Origin of the sequence: Thiosulfatihalobacter marinus (assembly GCF_016019955.1) — a bacterium.
Taxonomy (GTDB): Bacteria; Pseudomonadota; Alphaproteobacteria; order Rhodobacterales; family Rhodobacteraceae; genus Shimia; species Shimia marinus_A.
Map to the genome: position 1 here is coordinate 174682 of NZ_JAECRZ010000005.1, position 16262 is coordinate 190943.

General features: G+C 64.8%; 17 protein-coding genes. 8 read left to right on the top strand and 9 right to left on the bottom strand.

From position 1 onward, the window contains the following. Window positions 1-85 precede the first annotated feature (85 nt). From I3253_RS09895 to truA, 5 genes are all read right to left on the bottom strand, one after another. A complete protein-coding gene (locus I3253_RS09895; RefSeq protein WP_232272137.1) occupies window positions 86-1639 on the bottom strand; it encodes a putative bifunctional diguanylate cyclase/phosphodiesterase in 1554 nt (517 codons plus the stop codon). A gap of 61 nt (window positions 1640-1700) precedes the next feature. Further along, window positions 1701-2594, bottom strand: a complete 894-nt coding sequence (ttcA, locus tag I3253_RS09900) for a tRNA 2-thiocytidine(32) synthetase TtcA (RefSeq protein WP_197917491.1) — start codon at window positions 2592-2594, stop codon at window positions 1701-1703. Window positions 2595-2684: 90 nt separating this feature from the next. After that, window positions 2685-3188, bottom strand: coding sequence for a hypothetical protein (locus I3253_RS09905; RefSeq protein WP_197917492.1), 504 nt, complete (start codon window positions 3186-3188; stop codon window positions 2685-2687). 137 nt (window positions 3189-3325) lie between these two features. Beyond that, on the bottom strand, window positions 3326-3565 hold the full coding sequence (yidD, locus tag I3253_RS09910) for a membrane protein insertion efficiency factor YidD (RefSeq protein ID WP_197917493.1): 240 nt from the start codon (window positions 3563-3565) through the stop codon (window positions 3326-3328). A 5-nt stretch (window positions 3566-3570) separates the two neighbouring features. Continuing rightward, window positions 3571-4389 (bottom strand): tRNA pseudouridine(38-40) synthase TruA, encoded by an 819-nt coding sequence (gene truA / locus I3253_RS09915; RefSeq protein WP_197917494.1) that lies wholly within the window; start codon window positions 4387-4389, stop codon window positions 3571-3573. A gap of 109 nt (window positions 4390-4498) precedes the next feature. Here truA and I3253_RS09920 point away from each other — a divergent pair, with 109 nt between their 5' ends. The 3 genes from I3253_RS09920 to I3253_RS09930 all read left to right on the top strand — a co-directional run bounded on the left by I3253_RS09920 (window position 4499) and on the right by I3253_RS09930 (window position 7693). Next, entirely contained in the window at window positions 4499-5914 is a 1416-nt protein-coding gene (locus I3253_RS09920; protein ID WP_197917495.1) for a YcjX family GTP-binding protein, read from the top strand. Then, the gene (locus I3253_RS09925) at window positions 5911-6894 is read left to right on the top strand and encodes a YcjF family protein (RefSeq protein ID WP_197917496.1); all 984 of its coding nucleotides are present in this window, start codon (window positions 5911-5913) and stop codon (window positions 6892-6894) included. Before I3253_RS09920 ends, I3253_RS09925 begins: the two co-directional genes overlap by 4 nt. 88 nt (window positions 6895-6982) lie before the next feature. Further along, window positions 6983-7693, top strand: coding sequence for a VIT1/CCC1 transporter family protein (locus I3253_RS09930; RefSeq protein ID WP_197917497.1), 711 nt, complete (start codon window positions 6983-6985; stop codon window positions 7691-7693). On the opposite strand, the gene I3253_RS09935 is transcribed toward I3253_RS09930, so the two are convergent. Both I3253_RS09935 and hemN read right to left on the bottom strand, forming a co-directional pair. Next, the gene (locus I3253_RS09935; protein WP_197917498.1) at window positions 7683-8612 is read right to left on the bottom strand and encodes an endonuclease/exonuclease/phosphatase family protein; all 930 of its coding nucleotides are present in this window, start codon (window positions 8610-8612) and stop codon (window positions 7683-7685) included. The genes I3253_RS09930 and I3253_RS09935 overlap by 11 nt on opposite strands. Window positions 8613-8636: 24 nt before the next feature. After that, window positions 8637-9992: an oxygen-independent coproporphyrinogen III oxidase gene (gene hemN, locus I3253_RS09940; RefSeq protein WP_197917499.1), complete on the bottom strand. Its 1356-nt coding sequence runs from the start codon at window positions 9990-9992 to the stop codon at window positions 8637-8639. 58 nt (window positions 9993-10050) lie between these two features. On the opposite strand from hemN, the gene fnrL reads away from it, so the two are divergent. Continuing rightward, window positions 10051-10803 carry a transcriptional regulator FnrL gene (fnrL, locus tag I3253_RS09945; RefSeq protein ID WP_197917500.1) on the top strand — a complete coding sequence of 251 codons (753 nt, stop codon included), beginning with the start codon at window positions 10051-10053 and terminating at the stop codon, window positions 10801-10803. 185 nt (window positions 10804-10988) lie between these two features. Here the strand turns inward: fnrL and I3253_RS09950 are convergent, their stop codons facing one another. Further along, the gene (locus I3253_RS09950) at window positions 10989-11828 is read right to left on the bottom strand and encodes a universal stress protein (protein ID WP_197917501.1); all 840 of its coding nucleotides are present in this window, start codon (window positions 11826-11828) and stop codon (window positions 10989-10991) included. Window positions 11829-12049: 221 nt separating this feature from the next. Here I3253_RS09950 and ccoN point away from each other — a divergent pair, with 221 nt between their 5' ends. Genes ccoN through ccoP form a run of 4 tightly spaced genes read left to right on the top strand, consistent with a single transcriptional unit; the run spans window position 12050 to window position 15459 of the window. Further along, complete coding sequence (gene ccoN / locus I3253_RS09955) at window positions 12050-13651, top strand: cytochrome-c oxidase, cbb3-type subunit I (RefSeq protein WP_197917502.1); 1602 nt, start codon at window positions 12050-12052, stop codon at window positions 13649-13651. 13 nt (window positions 13652-13664) lie between these two features. Next, window positions 13665-14393 carry a cytochrome-c oxidase, cbb3-type subunit II gene (gene ccoO, locus I3253_RS09960; RefSeq protein ID WP_197917503.1) on the top strand — a complete coding sequence of 243 codons (729 nt, stop codon included), beginning with the start codon at window positions 13665-13667 and terminating at the stop codon, window positions 14391-14393. A gap of 11 nt (window positions 14394-14404) precedes the next feature. After that, window positions 14405-14590 carry a cbb3-type cytochrome c oxidase subunit 3 gene (locus I3253_RS09965; protein WP_197917504.1) on the top strand — a complete coding sequence of 62 codons (186 nt, stop codon included), beginning with the start codon at window positions 14405-14407 and terminating at the stop codon, window positions 14588-14590. Further along, entirely contained in the window at window positions 14587-15459 is an 873-nt protein-coding gene (ccoP, locus tag I3253_RS09970) for a cytochrome-c oxidase, cbb3-type subunit III (RefSeq protein WP_197917505.1), read from the top strand. The genes I3253_RS09965 and ccoP overlap by 4 nt, the downstream gene beginning before the upstream one ends. A 79-nt stretch (window positions 15460-15538) precedes the next feature. On the opposite strand, the gene I3253_RS09975 is transcribed toward ccoP, so the two are convergent. Continuing rightward, window positions 15539-16231, bottom strand: coding sequence for a DUF2270 domain-containing protein (locus I3253_RS09975; RefSeq protein ID WP_197917506.1), 693 nt, complete (start codon window positions 16229-16231; stop codon window positions 15539-15541). Window positions 16232-16262 lie beyond the last annotated feature (31 nt).

Below are 16262 nucleotides of genomic sequence, written 5' to 3' on the forward strand. Positions count from 1 at the left end.
GTTGGGGTGGTTCAACAGAGGTGCGCCCGAAAGGTCAAGGGGATTGTGGCCGATATGTGGGGCCGGACGGGTCCGATCGGCGGGTTCACCCCGACTTTCGGCGGATTTGGGGCGGAGTGCAGACCCTGGCGCGATGTTTCTCGATCCAGCCAAGCGTATCGGCAAACGGCATCGGGCGGGCGATACCGAAGCCCTGGACATGACGGCAGCCAAGTTGCGACAGCATGGTGTGTTCGCCGGCATGCTCAACCCCTTCGGCCAGCGTTTCCAGGCCCAGCCGTTCGGCCATGGTGACAATGGCGGCGATCATGCGCTGTTGTTCCGGGTCGGTATCGACATGGGTCACGAAGGAGCGGTCGATCTTCAGCCGGGCGATCGGCAGGCGGCGAATCGACGAGATCGAGGCGTGGCCGGTGCCAAAATCGTCCAGGTCGATTGTGCAGCCCAGCCCCGCCAGCGCCTCGACATTGCGCACCACCATGTCGTCGGGCGCGCCGGCGATCACGTTTTCCAGGATCTCGACGGTCAGGCGGGCGGGATCGAGATCGGTCCGGTCCAGTTCCCAGCGGACGCGATCCAGCAGCGAGGGGCTGCGTAATTCGTCACCCGAGAAATTCACGCCGACGGTGGGCACGTTCAGACCGGCCTCGTCCCAGGCGCGAATCGCATTCAGCGCCTGGCTCAGCATGAAATCGGCCAGTCGCGCCATTTGCCCGGTTTGGGAGAGCACAGCCAGGAATTCGTGCGGCGCGAGGATGCCACGGGTGGGGTGCTCCCAGCGGGCCAGCACCTCGAAGCCGGTGACCTGGCCGGTATCGGTGGAAATCTGGGGCTGGTACCACGCGCGGATCTGGTCGCGGTCCAGAGTGCGCGCGGCCTCGCCCTCGGTTTTGCGGCGGGTGGTCACGCGGTGGCGCATGTCGGCGGTATAGGCGCGGATGTTGGAATCGCCGGCGCGGCGCGCCTCGTTCATGGCCATTTCGGCCGATTGGGTCAGGGTTGTCGCGGTGGCGTCGCGCAGGCGTGAGGCCAGGCAGAAGCCGATCGAGCTTGTGGACAGGATCGACGCCCGGCGCAGCGGCACAGGTTCCTCGATGGCGGTTTGCAGCCGCACGGCCAGTTGCAGCGCGCTTTCCAGATCCAGAAGCCGCACCGGATCCAGCGCGATGAGAAAGGTGGCATCGCCCGAGCGCGCGACAAGATCGTCGCTGCGCAAGGCGCCCCGGATGCGATCGGCGGTGTAGCGCAGCACTGCATCGGCATCCTGATCGCCATGTGTATCGCGGATCTGCGCGAATCCGTCGATCCTGATGGAAAACACCGCCGTTGTGCGCCCGCTTTGGGGCAGCGAGCGGGCCAGCGCCGCCATCTTGCGACCAAAGGCGGCGGGCAGCAAAAGCCCGGTCAACCCGTCGCTGTCCGTGGGCGCGCGGCGAGGCGCGTCCGGCAGCGCGCCGCGTTGCACCAGCAAAAGCAGGGGCAGCAGCAACGCCGCCACCAGCAGCCCGGTTTCGCCGCCGGCCATCCAGGCAGCCAGTGTCACCACGGGCAGGGCTATTGGCAGGGCGCGCCAGACCGCCCCCGCGTTTTGCGTGGTCCTGCGAAGGGTATTCACCAGCGAGTCGGGGCGCAGCGGCATCAAACATGTCCAGAATGGCGTCGATTCCCATCAAGGGTACGGCCACATGTTGAGCCGTCCGTTAACGCAGCTTCGGAATTCCCGTATCAATTTGTTCAAATTTGACGGATCCGCGCATCAGCCCGGCGAAATCGAACAGTTTCGGATCCAGCATGTGGCTGGGGCGGATGTTCATCAGTGCCCGGAACATGACCTGCCGCCGGCCGGGGCTGTTTTTCTCCCAGCCGTCCAGAATTTGCTTTACCTGCTGGCGTTGCAGCCCGTCCTGGCTGCCGCACAGGTCGCAGGGGATGATGGGATAGGCCATGTCGCGGGCGAATTTTTCGCAATCGGCCTCGGCCACATGGGCCAGAGGGCGCAGGACAAAGAGATCGCCCTCTTCATTGACCAGTTTGGGCGGCATGGTGGCCAGCCGCCCGCCGTGAAAGAGATTCATGAAGAAGGTTTCCAGGATGTCGTCGCGGTGGTGGCCCAGCACCACCGCCGAACAGCCCTCTTCGCGCGCGATTCGATAAAGATTGCCGCGCCGCAGCCGCGAGCACAGCGCACAGAAGGTGCGCCCCTCGGGCACTTTGTCCTTCACGATGGAATAGGTGTCCTGGTATTCGATCCGGTGCGGCACCCCCATCTTTTCCAGGAACGCGGGCAGGACAGTGGCCGGAAAGCCCGGCTGGCCCTGATCCAGGTTACAGGCCAGCAGATCCACCGGCAGCAGGCCGCGCCATTGCAGTTCGTGCAGTACCGCCAGCAGGGTATAGCTGTCCTTGCCGCCGGACAGGCAGATCAGCCATTTCGGCCGTGCGCCGTCAGGCGAGCGGGCGTCCTGTTCGATCATGCCGTACTGGTCGATCGCCTCACGCGCCTGACGCACGATGCGTTTGCGCAGTTTCCTGAAGCCGGCCGAGGATGGGGCGCCGTAAAACAGGGGGTGGATATCGTCTGGATCGTCAAGCATGGGGCGCCATATGCCAGTTGCAGAGCACCTTGGGAAGACGTGATCGATATCTGCTCCGCCAGGCAGGCCCGGCTGAGGACATGCGCGGAGTTACCCGGCCTGTTCGGCGTTGCATTTGCGGGCCAGTTCCAGCGCCTTCTTGGTGCCCGAGAGATCGACGATGAAGGCGTATTCCTTTTCCGGGAAAACCGTCATCGTATAGGCGTTGGCGATATCGTCAAACACCTTCGGGTCGTCGGTCAGCACATAGCCGCCCGAATAGCCCTTGGTGATGTTGCCGCGCATTCCGGTGGCCTCGCCCATATAGATATTGTCGCCGATCAGCACGGCCACGGCGGATTTGCTACCGCGTTGGATATCGGTCTTGGCCTTGGTGAAGACGCCGATAAAGGCCATGCCGCGATCCCTGGTCAGGCCCATCTGCACGACGTTGTCGAAATCGTCCTTGGCCTCGACCATGCAGGATTTCTTTTCGGTGTCGACATAAACGTTCCAGCCCTCGATGGCGCCGTAGCCTGTGAATTTTTCGGCCAGGGCGGCGTTGGCGAGCAAGCCGGCGGTGAGGGTGAGGGCGATTTTGGTGGCAATGCGCATGGGGAAAGCTCCTGGTTGAAAAATGCTTTTGCGACTCATGGCAAGGTTAGCGCTTGTGACGTTAGGAATTACGCGGGGCCGTGTCCAGAGCCGCAAGTCTTTGGAGGGAACGATCGAGCAGGGGGCTGGCCAGGCGGTTATGAGGGCGGATCGTCGCGCGGCGGGACCGGATCGTAGCCGCTGCTGCCCAGCGGATGACAGCGCCCGATGCGGCGCAGGGTCAGCCAGCTGCCCTTGAGCGCGCCGTGTTTGTCAAGCGCCTCCAGCGCATAGGCCGAGCAGGTGGGCTGATAGCGGCAGTTGAATCCGACCCAGGGGCTGAAGATCAGCCGGTAGGCGCGCACCGGCAGGGCGGCGATATGGGCGAGCGGGGACATGGGGGCTATGTAGGGTCTTGGCGCGCGGGTGGAAAGGGGTCGTGCCCGTGGCGCGCGGGCGAAAAGGGGTCATGCCCGTAGCCGACACCCGCCAGGTAAAGGCCGTGGGGTGGGCAGACCGGACCACAGGCGGCGCGGTTGCGTGCCGCGAGCGCGGCGGCGACATCGTCGGGTGCCCAGGCCCCGGCGCCCACCCGCTCGAGCGTGCCGACAAAACTGCGCACCTGGTTGTGCAGAAACGAGCGCGCGCGCACGTCGAAATGGATCTCTGGCCCCCAAAGGGTTTCGACGCGGCTGACCGTCAGCCGGTCCAGGGTCTTGAGCGGGCTGGCGGCCTGGCAGATCGAACTGCGGAAGGTGGTGAAATCGTGATGCCCGATCAGGCGGTCGGCCCCGGCCTGCATCGCGGCGGCATCAAGTTCGTGGTTGACCTGCCAGACCAGCCCGGCCTGATGAGTCGCGGGCGCGCGGCGCATGAGCAGGCGAAAGAGATAGCGCCGCTGGATGGCGGAAAACCTTGCGTGCCAGTCCTCTTGGACGCGCGCGCAGGCGACAATCGCCACGGGGGCAGGTTTGAGATGGTGGTTCAGCGCCTCGGACAGGCGGAACGGATCCCAGTCGCGCATCATGTCGCAATGGGCCACCTGCGCCAGCGCATGCACCCCGGCATCGGTGCGCCCGGCGGCGGCGATGGTGTGGGCGCGCGGCTCCAGCCGGGCCAGCGCGGCCTCGATCGCGCCCTGCACCGAGGGCTGATCGGCCTGCCGTTGCCAACCGGCAAAGAGTTTTCCGTGGTATTCGACTTTGAGCGCGTATCTGGGCATGGTGTTGCGATAGCGCATAAAAAGGGGGAATTGAAGCGGGTGTCGCCCACTGGAAAAGGGTGTGGGCAGGGACTAGGTTTCTGGGGAAACAGGCAAAGGGGCCGGCAGTTTGGTCATATCCACAATAGCCGAAAGCGTGACGCGCGGCATGGAAGCCGTGGGCGACACGGTGTCGGAGGCGTTTTTCGAGCCGGTAATCCGGCTGGGCGTGACCGGGCTGGCGCGCTCAGGCAAGACGGTGTTCATCACCTCGCTGGTCGCCAACCTGTTGGATCGGGGGCGGATGCCCCAATTGCTGGCCGCGTCCGAGGGGCGGATCGAGGCCGCCTATTTGCAACCCCAGCCCGACGATACGGTGCCCCGGTTCGACTATGAAACCCATCTGGCGGCGCTGACCGGGCCGGCGCCGCACTGGCCCGACAGCACACGGGCGATCAGCGAATTGCGCCTGTCGCTGCGGGTGCGGCCTTCGGGGCTGCTTGCGGGGTTGCAGGGGCCGCGCACGGTGCATCTGGACATTGTGGATTACCCCGGCGAGTGGCTGCTGGATCTGGGGCTACTGGACAAGAGCTATGCCGCGTGGAGCGCGGATGTGCTGGCGCGGATCGCGACCCGCGACGAGGCCGGGGCGTTTCGCGCGCTGGTGGCGGGCACCGATGCCGGGGCGGTGTTGGACGAGCCGGCGGCCAAGGCGCTGGCGGCGGGATTTACCGCCTATCTGCACGCCGCGCGTGCGGGCGGGTATCACGACTGCACGCCGGGGCGGTTTCTTTTGCCCGGTGATCTGGACGGTTCGCCCGTGCTGACATTCGCGCCGCTGCCGCCGCTGGAACGGGCGGCGAAGCGGTCGTTGTGGCGGGCGTTTGAACGGCGGTTCGAGAGCTACAAGGCGCAGGTGATAAAGCCGTTCTTTCGCGACCATTTCGCGCGGATCGACCGGCAGGTGGTGTTGGTGGATGCGCTGGGCGCGATCCATTCGGGGCCGCGCGCGGTGGAAGACATGCGCGCCGGACTGGCCGAGACCCTGGCGGCGTTTCGCCCCGGACGGAACGCATTCGTGACGCGGCTCTTGCGGGGCAGGCGGGTTGAGAAGATCCTGTTTGCCGCCACCAAGGCGGACCATCTGCACCATACCCAGCACCCCAGGCTGACCGCGATCATGCAGGCGCTGACGCGGGACGCGGCGGACCGGGCACAGTTTGCCGGGGCCGGGACCCGGGCGCTGTCGCTTGCCGCATTGCGGGCCACGGTCGAGGAAACCGTGAGCCATGAAGGGCGTTCGCTGGACTGTGTGCGGGGCCGGTTGCTGGAGAGTGGACGGCAGGCAGCGTTCTATCCGGGCGCATTGCCCGAAGACCCGTCGGCGCTGTTGGTTCCGGCGCGAAAAGGCGCGGAAAAATGGCTGGACCAGGATTATGAAGTGATGAAATTCGCCCCGGCGCCGCTGAGCCTGCGCCCCGGCGAGGGGCCGCCCCATATCCGGCTGGACCGGGCGGCAGAATTCCTGATTGGAGACCGGTTGTGACCAATGGCCCTGTATTGATCGATCTTGAGGATCGCCCGTCGCCGGATGTGGCCGAGGCCGCGCCGGTGCCCGATCTGGCCGTGCCGGACGGGCAGGCGATGCAGGTGGCCGCACGGTTGGGCGCGCGCCGCCCGTCGCGGCTGGCGCGGTGGTTCTGGGGCCTGCTGGTGGCGTTTCTGGGCGCGGCCGCGTCGGTGGCGGCGTGGGATTTCGCAACCGGGCTGATGGCGCGCGCGCCTGTGCTGGGCTGGGCGGTCACGGGGATCGGGGGGGCGCTGTTGCTGGTGGCGCTGGCGGTGATCCTGCGTGAAATGGCCGGTTTTGCACGGCTGCGCCGGGTGGACCGGCTGCGCCATGCGGCGGATGCGGCGGTTGTGGCGGGTGATCTGGGCGCGGCGCGCGCGGTGGTGGACCAGCTGGCGCGGTTCTACCGGGGGCGCGACGATACCGCCTGGGGGCGCCAGCGGCTGGCGGAGCGGCGGGCCGAGGTGATGGATGGCGATGCGTTGCTGGCGCTGGCCGAGGCGGAGCTGCTGGCCCCGCTGGACGCGGCGGCGCAGCGCGAGGTGGAAGCGGCGGCGCGGCAGGTGGCGACGGTGACGGCGCTGGTGCCGCTGGCGTTGGCCGATGTGGCGGCGGCGCTGACCGCCAATATGCGCATGATCCGGCGGGTGGCGGAGATTTACGGCGGACGGGCCGGGACGCTGGGCAGTTGGCGGTTGTTCCGGGCGGTGATGACCCATCTTGTGGCCACCGGCGCGGTGGCGGCAGGGGATGACCTGATCGGGGCGCTGGCCGGGGGCGGGATTCTGTCCAAGCTGAGCCGCCGGTTTGGCGAAGGTCTGGTCAATGGCGCGCTGACCGCGCGTGTGGGGGTTGCGGCGATGGATGTGTGCCGCCCGCTGCCCTTTGGCGCGGGGCGTCAGCCGCGTGTGAGCGGGCTGGTGAAACGGGCGCTGACCGGGCTGTTCGACCGCTAGGCGCGCGCTCTTCGCGCCCTTGCGGGCGCGTCTCGCGGATTTGATCTGGCGCAAGGCCGGGTGCGGGAACGCCAGCCATGGTGGCGCCATGAAGGAACACGGGCATTCCCAATCCGAAGTCGAGGCCCGCATTGGCGCACCGCCGGGGCGGGGCTATTTGCGGGACGTGGTGTATGGCGGCATCGACGGATCGGTCACGACCTTTGCGATTGTCGCGGGGGTGGCCGGGGCCGGGTTGTCGCCGGTGATCATCGTGGCGCTGGGGCTGGCCAATGTGCTGGCGGACGGATTTTCCATGGCGGCCGGGAATTATTCCGGCACCAAGGCCGAGCTGGATCACGCGCGCCGGTTGCGCGCCGTAGAGCGGCGGCATCTGCGCGAGGACCCCGAGGGCGAGCGGCGCGAGATCCGCGAGATCCTGCGGCGCAAGGGGTTGGAGGGCGGTGTGCTGGAGGCTGCGGCCAGTGCGATCGCCGCCAACGAGGAGGCGGCGATTCAACTGATGCTGGAGGGGGAATACGGGCTGGCGGGGGTGGAACCGCACCCGATGCGCGCCGCTGTGGCGACGTTTCTGGCCTTTCTGCTGGCGGGTCTGGTGCCGCTGTTGCCGTTCGTTTTGGGCATGGCCGGGGCGTTTGCCTGGTCGTCATCGATGACGGGGGTGGTGTTTTTCGCCATCGGGGCGCTCAAGTCGCGCTGGTCACCGGAACCTTGGTGGCGCTCGGGCGCCGAGACCCTGCTGATTGGCGGAGTGGCGGCGGGGATCGCGTTTTTCGTGGGATCGCTTTTCAATCTGTAAGGCCGGGCAGGTCCAGGCAGATCAGGGCGTGATCGCTGGCATGGGGGCGGTGCGTGCCCACGCCGGGCAGGCGCGCAGTGCCGGCGCGCGCGGCCTCGTGGCCCAGACCCTGCCGGAAGATTTGCGGCACGGCCTCTGGCCAGGCGGCGGCCAGCGCGGGCGAGGCGAGCAGCACGTCGGGCGCGGCGTGAAAGCTGCCGTCCGGGGCGCGGTAGGTCCAGCGGTCCTGGTCCGGCAGGCGCTGCATCAGGTCCACGCTGAACCCGCCGCGAAGCGGTTGCGCGGCGCCATGGCCGGCATGGGCCTCGTTCAGATCGCCCAGGATCAGCCAATGGGCCGTTGCCGGATCGGGAAAACGGGTTTCGATGATATGGCGGATGGCAAGTGCTTCGAGGTGGCGGACCTGTGCGGTGGCAGGAGTGTCGGGATAGGGGGCCTTGAGGTGGCAAATGAACATCGCAAGGCCGGGCAGGGCCACTTCGAGACAGTCGCGGCGAAAGATGCGGGCGGCCGGATCGATGCCCGGCGGAACCGGCAGGCCGGCGCGCATGGCGGTGAGATCGGCATGGGAGATCACCGCAAGGGGCGGCTGGCGCGCCATCACCGCAAGATCGAAGCCGCGCCCGTCATTGCCCGGCAGGCAGGTGCGGTGGGGATAGGGCGCGGTGCCGGTCCGGGCCAGGTGATGATCGTGGAAATGATCCAGCGTGGGCTGGTCGAACACCTCTTGCAGGGCAAGCATGTCGGGGTTGGCCCGGGCGATGATCTGCGCCGTCAGTGCGCGGTCCCGGGCATCCAGAAGCGGCGCGGCGGGGGTGGTATCGGCGGGTGTGTCCCGGTCACGCGCCCCGTCAAGGCGCGGCCCCGAAGGCCCGCGCCTGAGGCGCATGTTCTGCACATTGAAACTCGCCAGTCGCATCGCGGCCCCTTTTTCGGGGCGGGATCAGATCGCCGAGCTGTGCCCCGCCTTGTCCAGATCATAGGCATCCAGCGCGCGCGCGACCATGCGGGTCAGCGGGCGTGCTCTTGGTGGAATGAACAGCCCGTCCGGCGTGAGCGTCAGCATGTCGGGGAACTGGGCCATGACATCGGCATACAGGGTGTTCAGCCGGTCGGGCGTGATGGCAAACCGGTCGAGAATTTCGGCCGAATCGATGCGGAAATCGCACATCAGAGCCTCAATCAGGCGGCCCCGCAGCTTGTCTTCGTCCGAGAACAAATGCCCGCGCGACGTAGAGAACTGACCGTCGCGGATCTTGCCCGTATGGGCCGAAGTGGCCGGAGCGTTCTGGGCATAGCCCTGCGGGAAGCGGGCAATCGACGATGCGCCAACGCCGATCAGCACGTCGGCGGTATCGTCGGTATAGCCCTGAAAGTTGCGCCGCAGCGTGCCGTTTTCCAGCGCCACGGACAGGCCGTCTTCTCTGGTGGCGAAATGGTCGATGCCGATCTCGACGTAATTGTCCCACATGAACAGTTTGCGCGCGGTTTCGAACAGCGCGAGCCGTTCCTGCGGCGTGGGCAGGGCATCGGACGGGATCATCTGCTGGCGCTTGGCCATCCAGGGGACATGGGCATAGCCATACAGCGCCACGCGATCGGGCGAGAGCGAGAGCAGCTTTTGCACGCTTTCGGTGATTCGGGCCTGGCTCTGGTGCGGCAGGCCGAACAGGATGTCGGCGTTCAGCGATTTGACACCATGGGCGCGGATCGCCTCGACCGCGTCGCGGGTAATGTCATAGCCCTGGATGCGGCCGATGGTTTTCTGGATCTCGTCGTCGAAATCCTGCACCCCGATCGAGGCCCGGTTCATGCCCGATTTCGCGAGCACGGCAAGGCGCGCGTCGTCGATCTCGTTGGGGTCGATCTCGACCGAAAACTCGCCACCCTCGGCCATGGGGGCGACATCGAAAATGGCGCCGGCCAGGTCTTCCATCATGCCCGGTTCCAGCAGCGTCGGCGTGCCGCCGCCCCAGTGCAGGCGGGACAATGTGACACCCTGCGGCAGCGTTTGGCCGAGCAGGGCCAGCTCGGTCTTGAGGGTTTCCAGATAGGCCGCCACCGGCGAGGCGCTGGCGGTGCCTTGCGTGCGGCAGGCGCAGAACCAGCACAGGCGCCGGCAGAAGGGCACGTGGACATAAAGCGAGACCTGCGACCCGGCGGGGATCGCGCGGATCCAGGAGGCGTAGATATCGGGCGTCACGTCATTGTTGAAATGAGGCGCGGTGGGGTAGCTGGTGTAGCGCGGCACTTTGGCGTCGAACAGACCCAGCTTTGCCAATTGAGTTTTCGTTTCCATGAGACTAGGCTTAGCCGCAACATGTCAGGGGCCTCCTTGACCCAGATCAAGCGCGAATATGAACAAAGTTACAGACGACCTTCACCATGCCTCGCAGGATTGCGGGAGCTGCCCGATCCGGCACCGGGCGGTTTGCGCCCGTTGCGACTCTGACGAGTTGGAGCGGCTGGAAGAGATCAAGTATTATCGCAGCTTCGAAGCGGGGCAGACGGTGATCTGGTCGGGCGACCGGATGGACTTCGTGGGCTCGGTGGTGTCGGGCATCGCCTCGCTGACCCAGACCATGGAAGACGGGCGCACACAGATGGTGGGCCTGTTGCTGCCCAGTGATTTCGTGGGCCGGCCCGGGCGGCTGTCGGCGGCCTATGACGTTGTGGCCACGACCGACCTGGTGATGTGCTGTTTCCGCAAGAAGCCGTTCGAGGCGATGATGTTGGAGACCCCGCATATCGCGCAGCGCCTGCTGGAGATGACTCTGGACGAGCTGGACGCGGCGCGCGAATGGATGCTGGTGCTGGGCCGCAAGACGGCGCGCGAGAAGATTGCGAGCCTGTTGTCGATCATTGCACGGCGGGATGCGTCGCTGAAGCTGAACGGGACACAGGGGCCGCTGGTGTTCGACCTGCCGCTGACCCGCGAGGCGATGGCGGATTATCTGGGGCTGACGCTTGAAACGGTAAGCCGGCAGATGTCGGCGCTGAAACGGGACGGGGTGATCCGGCTGGAAGGCAAGCGCCATGTCACGATCCCCGATTTCACCCGGTTGATGACCGAGGCCGGGGACGACAATGACGGCGGGATGATGGCCTAGCGCCGAATCGCGGTTAACCTATTGAAACTTTGTCATATCGTGGATCGGCAAACCGTCGGTATCGCGTTGGTATTGCGGCGGCGGAGATCGCCTGAATCCGGCGTTTAACACATCGCGCGCGGGCCTGGCGATTTCGAAGCCGTCGGGCGCCAGGGCATTTTGAAACGCCCGGGCGCCGTCAGATATCAATGTGCGAGGAAGACCGGGATGTCGGCCTGTTCCAGCATGTTGCGGGTCGCGCCGCCCAGGATCGCCTCGCGGAAGCGCGAGTGGCCATAGGCGCCCATCACCACCATGTCACAGGACGTGTCGCGCGCATGGCGCATCAGCACATCCGAAATGCGCGGCAGGGTCTTGGAGAGCACGTCCACCTCGACCCGGACGCCGTGGCGCGACAGGTATTGCGACAACAGCCCGCCCGGATCAGAGCGGTTCGGGCCGTGCGTGGGCGGGTCGATCACCACCACGCGCACCAGATCGGCCTGTTGCAGGAAGGGCAGGGCCGCGCGCACCGCGACCAGTGCCTCGGCGCTTTCGTTCCAGCCAACGGAGATCTGTTTGGGCGCGGTCAGCGGCGGGGCATTGTCGGGCACCATCAGCACCGGGGCCTGGCCCTCGAACAGCGCCGCCTCCAGCGTGGGTTCCAGTTCGGCGCCGCGATCCTCGCCATAGGGTTTGGGCAGGATCACCAGATCGGCGAACCGCGCATGGGCCGCCACATGGCGCCCCAGATCGGCAATCTGGGCGACGCCGCTATCCGTGGCCCAGCGAATGCCGGAAGCCTTGAGCAGGTCGCGCGCCGCCGATTCGACGGCCTCGGATTCCGCCTGTGCGAGGCTGAGTGTTTCCTGAAGAATCATCGCACTGGCACCCGCGTAATAATACCCGGCCTGGCTGCGATCGACGCCAAGGCAGAGCACGTCGTAATGGGCATCCTGCGCCCCGGCCAGCGCAATCCCCTGGGCAACCGGGCCGGCGGCCAGGCTGGGATCGGTCAGCACGGTCAGCAGAGATTTATAGGCCATCTGGGCACTCCCGTGTTTTCAAAAGGTATAGGTTACATGTAGCTTTGCCTGTGAGGGGCAGTCGCCCCCCGTCCGGTGTGATTTCGATAGGGGCGCATTTCGGATCGCGACGCTTTGATGCAGATCAAGGCACCTTTTTCGCTGCAACCGCAAAAAGCGGTCAGTCTATAACAGCCAGGGCACAGTCGAGTCGTGTCCGGCAAAGACGTAAGGGACGCAAAATGGTTAATTACATCAAGCTGATCGCGCTTGGTCTCGTCACGCTGTTCGCGATGATGGGGATCAATTTCGCGCGTGACGTGGCCTATCAGTTCCATGCCATTATCGTGGCATTGGTTGCTGGTGGCCTGTTTATCTGGACTCTGCGGGGCATCGGCACAAAAGTGTCGCACCCACAGGACGAATACATGGATGGCGTGATCCGCGCCGGCGTGATCGCCACCGCCCTGTGGGGTGTTGTCGGCTTTCTGGCCGGTGTTTTCATCGCCTTTCAGCTGGCATTTCCGGCTCTGAATTTCGAATGGGCTCAGGGCTATGCCAACTTTGGCCGCCTTCGCCCGCTGCATACGTCGGCGGTGATTTTCGCGTTTGGCGGCAACGCGCTTATCGCGTCGTCGTTCTATGTGGTGCAGCGCACCAGCGCGGCGCGCCTGTGGGGCGGCAATCTGGCGTGGTTCGTGTTCTGGGGCTATCAGCTGTTCATCGTGCTGGCCGCGACCGGCTATCTGCTGGGCGGTACCCAGTCCAAGGAATACGCGGAGCCTGAATGGTACGTGGACCTGTGGCTGACAATTGTTTGGGTGGCCTATCTGGCGGTCTTCCTGGGCACGGTTATCAAGCGCAAGGAACCCCACATTTATGTGGCGAACTGGTTCTACCTGGCCTTTATCGTGACCATTGCCATGCTGCATGTGGTCAACAACATGACCATTCCGGTCAGCATCTGGGGATCAAAATCGGTCATCGTCTGGGCCGGGGTCCAGGATGCGATGATCCAGTGGTGGTACGGTCACAACGCCGTCGGCTTTTTCCTGACCGCGGGCTTTTTGGGGATGATGTACTACTTCATCCCGAAACAGGCCGAGCGTCCGGTTTTCTCGTACAAGCTGTCGATCATTCACTTCTGGGCGCTGATCTTTCTGTATATCTGGGCCGGTCCGCACCATTTGCACTATACCGCGCTGCCTGACTGGGCCTCGACGCTGGGCATGGTGTTCTCGGTGGTCCTGTGGATGCCGTCCTGGGGTGGCATGATCAACGGTCTGATGACGCTGAGTGGCGCCTGGGACAAGCTGCGCACCGACCCGGTGATCCGTATGATGGTGATCTCTGTCGGGTTTTACGGCATGTCGACCTTTGAAGGCCCGATGATGTCGATCCGCGCGGTGAACTCGCTGTCGCACTACACTGACTGGACCATTGGCCACGTGCATTCCGGTGCGCTGGGCTGGAACGGCATGATCACCTTTGGTGTGCTGTATTTCCTGGTACCGGTCCTGTGGAAACGCGAGCGTCTGTATTCGCTGCAACTTGTGAGCTGGCACTTCTGGCTCGCCACGATCGGTATCGTGCTTTATGCCGCGTCGATGTGGGTGACAGGTATCATGGAAGGCCTGATGTGGCGTGAAGTGGATGCCAACGGCTTCCTGGTGAATTCGTTCGCCGATACCGTGGCGGCCAAGTTCCCGATGTATGTGGTGCGCGCGCTTGGCGGGGTCCTGTTCCTCGCGGGGGCCGTGGTCATGTGCTACAACCTGTGGATGACTGTACGGAAAGCGCCGGCCAAGGAAGCCAGCCTCTCTGTTGCAGTCCCGGCCGAATAAGGAGAGTCGGACAATGGGAATTCTCGACAAACACAAGATCCTCGAGACCAACGCGACACTCCTGCTGGTGGTCAGCTTTCTGGTTGTCACCATCGGTGGCATCGTGCAGATCGCGCCGCTGTTCTGGCTGGAAAACACCATCGAGGATGTAGAGGGCATGCGCCCCTACACCCCGCTGGAGATGGCCGGGCGTGAAGTGTATCTGCGCGAAGGTTGCTATGTGTGCCACAGCCAGATGATCCGCCCGTTGCGCGATGAGGTTGAACGCTATGGTCCCTATTCGCTGGCGGCGGAATCGAAATACGATCGTCCGTTCCAGTGGGGCTCCAAGCGCACCGGGCCGGACTTGGCGCGCGTGGGCGGCCGGTATTCGGACGACTGGCACCAGGACCACATGAGTGATCCGCAGTCGGTCGTGCCGGAATCGGTGATGCCGAAATATGGTTTCCTCAACAAGAAGATGATTGATGGAAAGTATATCGGCGAAATCATGGCAACCAACGCATTGCTGGGCGCGCCCTATACCGAGGAGATGATCGAACAGGCGCAGGCGGATTTTGCCGCGCAGGCCGATCCCGACAGCGACTATGACGGGCTGCTGGAGCGCTATGGCGACAATGTCAACGTGCGCAATTTCGATGGCCAGCCCGGCGTGTCGGAAATGGACGCGATGATTGCGTATCTTCAGATGTTGGGCACGCTGGTCGATTTCTCGACCTTCGTACCTGACGCATCGCGGTAAGGGAGGGAAACATGGAAACCTATTCCTTTTTGCGACAGTTCGCCGACAGCTGGATGTTGCTGTTCCTGTTCACCTTTTTCATCGGCGTTATCCTTTGGGCATTCCGCCCCTGGGCAAGCCGGAGCTACCGCGATACAGCCAACATCCCGTTCCGGCATGAAGACAGACCCGCCACGGACAAGGAGGCGCGGAGATGAGCAAGAAATCCGAAATCAAGAAGGGCGATCCGGAAACCACCGGCCATAGCTGGGACGGTATCCAGGAATTCAACAACCCCTTGCCGCGCTGGTGGGTCTGGGTGTTCTACGCGACCATCGTGTGGGGCATCGGCTATACCATCGCCTATCCGGCCTGGCCGGGGATCAAGGGTGCCACCGCAGGCGTGCTGGGCTATTCCACGCGCGGCGAGGTGGCCAAGGACATCGCCCGGGTCAACGCGGCCAACGCGCCGATCAACGCCAGGCTGGAAGCGGCCGAGCTGACAGAGATCAGCGCCGATCCCGAGTTGCAGGGCTATGCGGCCTCGGCCGGCTCTGCCGTGTTCAAGACCTTCTGCGCACAGTGCCACGGGTCGGGCGCGGCAGGGGCCAAGGGCTATCCCAACCTGCTGGACAATGACTGGCTTTGGGGCGGTGACATTGATGCGATCTACACCACCGTCAAGGTTGGAGTGCGTCAGCCCGAGGACGCGGATGGCGATTATCTGCGCCAGTCCGAGATGCCCGCCTTTGGTGAAATGCTGGAAGGCGAGGAGATCGGCCAGGTGGTCAACTATGTGATGTCGTTGTCGGGCACCCCCGAGGACGCGTCGCAAGTGGACGCCGGCGCGGTGGTCTTCGGAGAAAACTGCGCCTCCTGCCACGGCGACAATGGCAAGGGCGACCGGAGCCAGGGCGCGCCGAACCTGTCGGATGCGATCTGGTTGTATGGCGGGGACTACGAAACCCTGACCGAGACCGTCACCTACAGCCGCCGTGGCGTGATGCCGGCGTGGCAGGACCGCCTGAGCGAAGCGCAGGTGCGTGCGGTTGCGGCCTATGTCCACCAGTTGGGCGGCGGCGAATAAGACACGGGACGCCCGGCCATTCCTGCCGGGCAGCACAAGGAAGACCGGCCCCCGGAAACAGGGGCCGGTTTTTTTCGTGTCAGCCCATCGAGCTTTGGGAGCCGCGCGCGCGCGCCCTTTGGGCATCGCGGCGGCTGGACCAGATGGCGATGCCGATCCAGGCCATGATATAAAGCGTGCTGATGGCGACGATGAATTCGCCCGGCAGGGGGCCGATATCAGCGCGGCGAAACGCCTGCTCCAGGCTGGTCACAGGGGTGGGGTGCACCGCCAGCTTGCCAGCAAAGGCCAGTGACTGGATCAGCAGGATCCACAGATAGTTGCGCCGGATGCGCCGCCCGATCGCTGTCAGGAAGGACACGTGATAGGCCGGGCGCATGTAATCGCTGGCCAGGGTTTTCTGCCAGTTCTCTTCCATGTGCAGATCGCCGTCATGCAGGAGCGGGGCATAGAAATGGGTTTCCATCCATCGCGCCCGCGCGCGCCAGACGTTGAAATAGCGGTACCGGCGGGCTTCGAGGATCAGGAAGAAGACGATCAGCACCCCGACCAGCGCCAGCGGCAGGGGCGAGGCATCGGGCGAGGCAAAGGAGATCGACAGCGCCAGCCCCAGCGTGACGACCGACCAGTTGGTGGTGGTGTCCAGACGCGTGCGCCAGATCGTACTTCGGTACACCTCGCCGCGATAGAGATGGGCCACGGCGCCGATCTCGGCACTGGTAAGGGATTTGCGTTCCGTGTGCGGGGCGGTGGTGCTGTCGGGTTGCGGCATCGTCAACTCCTGGGTCTGTCCCCATTGATCC

What these genes read in the sequence shown, in the direction of transcription:
- I3253_RS09895 (WP_232272137.1), bottom strand. Translation starts at nt 1,639, where the DNA reads ATGCCGCTGCGCCCCGACTCGCTGGTGAATACCCTTCGCAGGACCACG.
- yidD (WP_197917493.1), bottom strand. Translation starts at nt 3,565, where the DNA reads ATGTCCCCGCTCGCCCATATCGCCGCCCTGCCGGTGCGCGCCTACCGG.
- I3253_RS09950 (WP_197917501.1), bottom strand. Translation starts at nt 11,828, where the DNA reads ATGGCCTATAAATCTCTGCTGACCGTGCTGACCGATCCCAGCCTGGCC.
- I3253_RS09965 (WP_197917504.1), top strand. Translation starts at nt 14,405, where the DNA reads ATGGAAACCTATTCCTTTTTGCGACAGTTCGCCGACAGCTGGATGTTG.
- hemN (WP_197917499.1), bottom strand. Translation starts at nt 9,992, where the DNA reads ATGGAAACGAAAACTCAATTGGCAAAGCTGGGTCTGTTCGACGCCAAA.
- ccoP (WP_197917505.1), top strand. Translation starts at nt 14,587, where the DNA reads ATGAGCAAGAAATCCGAAATCAAGAAGGGCGATCCGGAAACCACCGGC.
- ccoO (WP_197917503.1), top strand. Translation starts at nt 13,665, where the DNA reads ATGGGAATTCTCGACAAACACAAGATCCTCGAGACCAACGCGACACTC.
- I3253_RS09905 (WP_197917492.1), bottom strand. Translation starts at nt 3,188, where the DNA reads ATGCGCATTGCCACCAAAATCGCCCTCACCCTCACCGCCGGCTTGCTC.
- fnrL (WP_197917500.1), top strand. Translation starts at nt 10,051, where the DNA reads ATGAACAAAGTTACAGACGACCTTCACCATGCCTCGCAGGATTGCGGG.
- I3253_RS09935 (WP_197917498.1), bottom strand. Translation starts at nt 8,612, where the DNA reads ATGCGACTGGCGAGTTTCAATGTGCAGAACATGCGCCTCAGGCGCGGG.
- ccoN (WP_197917502.1), top strand. Translation starts at nt 12,050, where the DNA reads ATGGTTAATTACATCAAGCTGATCGCGCTTGGTCTCGTCACGCTGTTC.
- truA (WP_197917494.1), bottom strand. Translation starts at nt 4,389, where the DNA reads ATGCCCAGATACGCGCTCAAAGTCGAATACCACGGAAAACTCTTTGCC.
- ttcA (WP_197917491.1), bottom strand. Translation starts at nt 2,594, where the DNA reads ATGCTTGACGATCCAGACGATATCCACCCCCTGTTTTACGGCGCCCCA.
- I3253_RS09975 (WP_197917506.1), bottom strand. Translation starts at nt 16,231, where the DNA reads ATGCCGCAACCCGACAGCACCACCGCCCCGCACACGGAACGCAAATCC.
- I3253_RS09930 (WP_197917497.1), top strand. Translation starts at nt 6,983, where the DNA reads ATGAAGGAACACGGGCATTCCCAATCCGAAGTCGAGGCCCGCATTGGC.